The organism is Sphingomonas sp. FUKUSWIS1 (assembly GCF_000733135.1).
In the GTDB taxonomy this organism is placed as follows: domain Bacteria; phylum Pseudomonadota; class Alphaproteobacteria; order Sphingomonadales; family Sphingomonadaceae; genus Sphingomonas; species Sphingomonas aerolata.
In genome coordinates, this window is sequence record NZ_JPJC01000229.1 from 1 (window position 1) to 4,388 (window position 4,388).

General features: G+C 68.4%; 3 protein-coding genes and 1 pseudogene. 2 read left to right on the forward strand and 2 right to left on the reverse strand.

All coding sequences use genetic code 11. From position 1 onward, the window contains the following. Both sphsw_RS13665 and sphsw_RS13670 read right to left on the reverse strand, forming a co-directional pair. A pseudogene (locus sphsw_RS13665) lies at positions 1–650 on the reverse strand (two-component sensor histidine kinase); the annotation flags it as partial. Continuing rightward, positions 647–1,366 carry a response regulator gene (locus tag sphsw_RS13670; RefSeq protein WP_031441087.1) on the reverse strand — a complete coding sequence of 240 codons (720 nt, stop codon included), beginning with the start codon at positions 1,364–1,366 and terminating at the stop codon, positions 647–649. The gene sphsw_RS13670 and the pseudogene sphsw_RS13665, both read right to left, overlap by 4 nt. A gap of 141 nt (positions 1,367–1,507) precedes the next feature. On the opposite strand from sphsw_RS13670, the gene sphsw_RS13675 reads away from it, so the two are divergent. Continuing rightward, on the forward strand, positions 1,508–2,350 hold the full coding sequence (locus tag sphsw_RS13675) for a response regulator (RefSeq protein ID WP_037528420.1): 843 nt from the start codon (positions 1,508–1,510) through the stop codon (positions 2,348–2,350). A 162-nt stretch (positions 2,351–2,512) separates the two neighbouring features. Then, positions 2,513–4,363: a glycoside hydrolase family 15 protein gene (locus sphsw_RS13680; RefSeq protein WP_081874326.1), complete on the forward strand. Its 1,851-nt coding sequence runs from the start codon at positions 2,513–2,515 to the stop codon at positions 4,361–4,363. The last annotated feature ends 25 nt before the right edge of the window (positions 4,364–4,388 follow it).

Sequence of the window (4,388 nt, forward strand, 5' to 3'; positions counted from 1 at the left end):
CGGTCGGCGGCGGCGGCGAACAGCGCGACGGGCCGGGCGATGCGCCGCGCCAGCACCAGCGCGACCGGTGCCGCGACTGCCATCGCGACGAGGAACCACAGGATCAGCCGCGCCTGCCACAAGCCGAACGCCGGCCGCGCCGGGCGGATCGTCCGCCACTGGCCATCGGGGGCATGGACCCAGACGACGAACGCGCCGAACAGCGTGTTGTCGACGACCGACTGTGGCGGCATCTTGGGCATGCCCATCGGCATGGGCGGACGAAACGCGCCCGCCATCAAGGGGGGGCCATAGCGCCGCGCCTCGACGATCACCGCGCGTGCCGGCACGCCCAGATCGGCGGCGATCACCCGGCCGAGATGGCGATCACGCGCATCGCCCTGCTCGGTCGGCGGGGCGGTCGCGACCGCGATCGTCAGCAGCCCGCTCGGGTCGCGTCCGGCACGCACGACCGAGGCGATCCGGCTGGTCGAATAGACCACCGGCGTCGGCGGCGGGACGAGCAGGACGGCGGCGAAATTGAGCAGCTGGACGAGCAGGACGGTGAACAGGATGAACGCGAAGATCCGCAGGAACAGCGGCCAGCGTCGTGGATGCCCGACCCTAGCGCCGACGGGTGTCGCGCCGGCCGTGCGTGGCGGCGTGGTCACAGCCGGATCACGCGGGGAACGAAGAAATAGCCTTCGTTGCGGATCGTCCGGATGATCTCGTCCCCGCGCGAACGCAGCTTGCGTCGCAGCCGGCTGACCTGGACGTCGATCGCCCGGTCGAACGCGTCGGTGTCCGGGCCCCGCGCCGCCTCCAGCAACGCGTCGCGCGCGAGCACGCGTCGCGGACGCTCGACAAAGGCGCGCAACACCGCGAATTCGCCATCGGTCAGGTCGACGAGCATGCCGTCGCCGTCGAGCAATTCGTGCGCGGCGAAATCCACCCGCCAGCCGAGAAAGCCATAGCTGCGTCCGGTCTCGGCAGCCGCGCCATTGCGTTCACGCAGTGCGGCGCGGACCGTCGCGAGGATCTCGCGCGGGCTGCACGGCTTGGTCAGATAATGGCTCGCGCCGATCTCGAGCCCGAGAATCCGGTCGGGTTCGTCGCCCAGCGCGCTGAGCATGACGACGGGGGGGGCGCCCTTGCGGGTCAGGCGGCGACAGGCCGCCAGACCGTCCTCGCCCGGCATCATCACGTCGAGCAGGATCAGCGCGATCGGATGCCGTGCGAGCGCGACGTCCATTTCCTGCGCATTGGTCGCGGTTTCGACGCGGTACCCGTGCATCCCCAGACTCTGCGCGAGCAGCGTCCGGATCGCATGGTCGTCATCGACCACGAGCAGCATCGTATCGGCGGGTTCGGGAGCGGCGCAGTGCATCGCCGGCCACTATGCCACGTATGTGTTCGCGATGTTTCAGCGATTTCGCATCATGCCACGCCACCGCCGGTCGTTGCCGGCGCGACGGATTGCGCAACATCCAGACATATGCCGGAAAGAACTGACCTGCAGGCGAGGCGCATGATTTTGACCAACAGCGTTTCCGTCGCCGTGCCCGGCCCTGATCTCCATGCCGGCACGCGAGGGGCGGATGACAGCGCGCGGATCGTCATCGTCGACGACGATCCCGGGCTGCGCGAGTTGCTGACGGGGTTTCTGGTCGATCACGGCCTGCGCGCCGAAGCCGTGGCGAGCGGCGCCGCGCTGCGAACCCGGCTCGCGCATCGCCCCTGCGATCTCGTCGTGCTCGACATGATGATGCCCGGCGAGGACGGGCTGTCGGTGCTGCGCGCACTGACCCAGACGCAGGATCCGCCGCGGGTGATCATGTTCTCCGCGCTGTCGAGCGAGATCGACCGGGTCGTCGCGCTCGAGCTGGGCGCGGATGACTATGTCACCAAGCCGTCGAGCCCGCGCGAGATCCTCGCGCGGATCCGGTCGGTCCTGCGGCGGCAACGGGCGCAACTGGCCAGCGGCGCGTCGCCCGATCCTGCCGACCCCGCGCCGATCGAGCGACCCGTTGGCGCCGCAAGTCCCGTGCAGAGCCACGATCTGGTCGGCTTTGCGGGCTGGGCGCTGAACTGCCGGATGCGGACGCTAACCGCACCCGACGGCACCAATGTCCGGCTGACCGATGGCGAGTTCCAGATGCTGCATCTGTTCGTGGCGCAACCGCAGACGATCCATTCGCGTGACGACATGATCGCGACGCTGGGGCGCAGCGACGGCCCGGCGAAGGGACGCACGATCGACGTCAATATCAGCCGGCTGCGGCGCAAGGTGCAGCGGCACGACCGCACCGAACTGATCCGGACGGTACGTGGCAACGGCTATATCTTCATGCCGGACGTGTCCCCGCTCTGAGCGGCGGACGGACCCGGTCGGCGCGTTGCGGGCTGCGGCCAGGAAAATAGCGTTGGGGCGGGATATTGGCGCACGCCGCGACGTTCATGTCCGACCACGGCTTCCCCAGCGTCGAATACCCGGCCTGGTGGGGGGCAGAGACGCGATCGGACAGATACTTCCATGGCCAAGACCCTTGCCGCATTGGCCAGCGACGTGCTGCGCTCCACCACCCGACCCGCGCGCGACGATGTACGCGACGGGGTGCGCTATGACGGCTATCTGCGGCTGGAGGATTATGGCGCGCTCGGTGACGGGCGGTCGGTCGCGCTGTCGGGGGCGGACGGGTCGATCGACTGGTGGTGCGTGCCCAATCTCGATTCTCAGCCGCTGTTCGACCGGCTGCTCGATCCGGAGGAGGGGGGACGGTTCAGCATCACCCCGACCGAGCCGTTCACCGTCGAGCGCCGCTATCTGCCCGGCAGCAACGTGCTCGAGACGCTCTTCATCACGGATGGCGGTCGCGCGCGGCTAACCGAATCGATGAACAGCGGTACGGCCGGGCGGCTGCCCTGGACCGAACTCGCACGCCGGATCGACGGGCTCGACGGTGCCGTCCGGTTCAGAATCGAGATGCGCCCGGGGCGCAGGGCCAGCGGGGCGAGCCCCTATCAATCGAAGATCGGCGAATATCCGGTCTTCCATGTCGACCGTGTGCTGGGGCTGTTCCTGCACAGCGACGGCGTCGTCGTGAAGCGCGCTGACGAGGCGGTGACGGGCGTGCTGACGGTCGCGCAGGGGCAGCGAGAGGTCGTCGCGATCGTTGCGGGTGAGGACGAGCCGCTGGTCGTGCCGACGATCGCCGACATCGACGAGCGGATCGATATCTCCGACGCGGAATGGCGGCAATGGTCGCAGCGGATCGACTATGACGGCGAACGGCGCCCCGCGTTCATCCGCAGCGTCCTTGCGCTGAAGCTGCTGCTCTATTCACCGACCGGTGCGATCGCAGCCGCCGCGACCACCTCGGTTCCCGAAGGGATCGGCGGCAAGAAGAATTACGACTATCGCTACGCCTGGATCCGCGACGCCGGCTATACGATCAAGGCGTTCCTTGCCGCGGGGGCGCAGATGGAGGCCAAGGCGGCGTTCACCTGGCTGTTGAAGCGACTGGCCGAACACGGCCCGCGCGTCTGCTATACGCTTGAGGGCGCGCTGGTCCCCGATCTGAGCGAAATCGACGTGCCGGGATATCGGCGGTCGAAACCCGTGCAGGTCGGCAACACCGCGACCGACCAGAACCAGCACGGCGTGTATGGCGACATATTCGAGACCGCGGCCCGCTTCGTCAGTTGCGGCAATATCCTCGACGCGTCGAGCGCCGAGCTGCTGTCGCATCTCGCGGACCGGTGCGCGGACGCGTGGCGGCAGAAGGATGCCGGCATCTGGGAGCTCGAGGAGTCGCAGCATTACACCATGTCGAAGATCAGCTGCTGGCAGGCGCTGGCGCGCGCGGTCGAACTGGCGGACCAGGGGCAGTTGCCGACCACGTGCCGCGACCGCTGGTCGCGCGAACGCGACCGGATCGCGCAGTGGATCGAGGATGAATGCTGGTCCGAGACCAAGCAGGCGTTCGTCTTCTACCCCGGCAGCGACAAGCTCGACGCGTCGCTCGCGCTGGCGGTGCGGTTCGGCTTCGACGGGCGCGAGCGGCTGGAAAAGACGCTCGACGCGATCGACCGCGAACTGGGGGCGGGGCCCTATCACTATCGGTACAGCGACGTGTGGGCCGAAGAGGGGTGTTTCCTGGCGTGCACCTTCTGGATGATCGAGGCTCGTGCGCTGCTTGGCCAGCGTGATCGGGCAGAGGCGGCGCTTGCGGGCATTTCCGAGGCGCTTGATCGCGGCGTCGGGATCATGACGGAGATGGCCGATCCGAAGACGGGCATGTTTCTCGGCAACCTGCCGCAGGGACTGTCGCACCTTGCGCACGTCATGGCGCTCGACGTGCTGGGCGGACAGGACGCCTGCTAGCGGCGGGGCGGCGAGGCGTTTTGCA

What these genes read in the sequence shown, in the direction of transcription:
- sphsw_RS13670 (WP_031441087.1), bottom strand. Translation starts at nt 1,366, where the DNA reads ATGCACTGCGCCGCTCCCGAACCCGCCGATACGATGCTGCTCGTGGTC.
- sphsw_RS13675 (WP_037528420.1), top strand. Translation starts at nt 1,508, where the DNA reads ATGATTTTGACCAACAGCGTTTCCGTCGCCGTGCCCGGCCCTGATCTC.
- sphsw_RS13680 (WP_081874326.1), top strand. Translation starts at nt 2,513, where the DNA reads ATGGCCAAGACCCTTGCCGCATTGGCCAGCGACGTGCTGCGCTCCACC.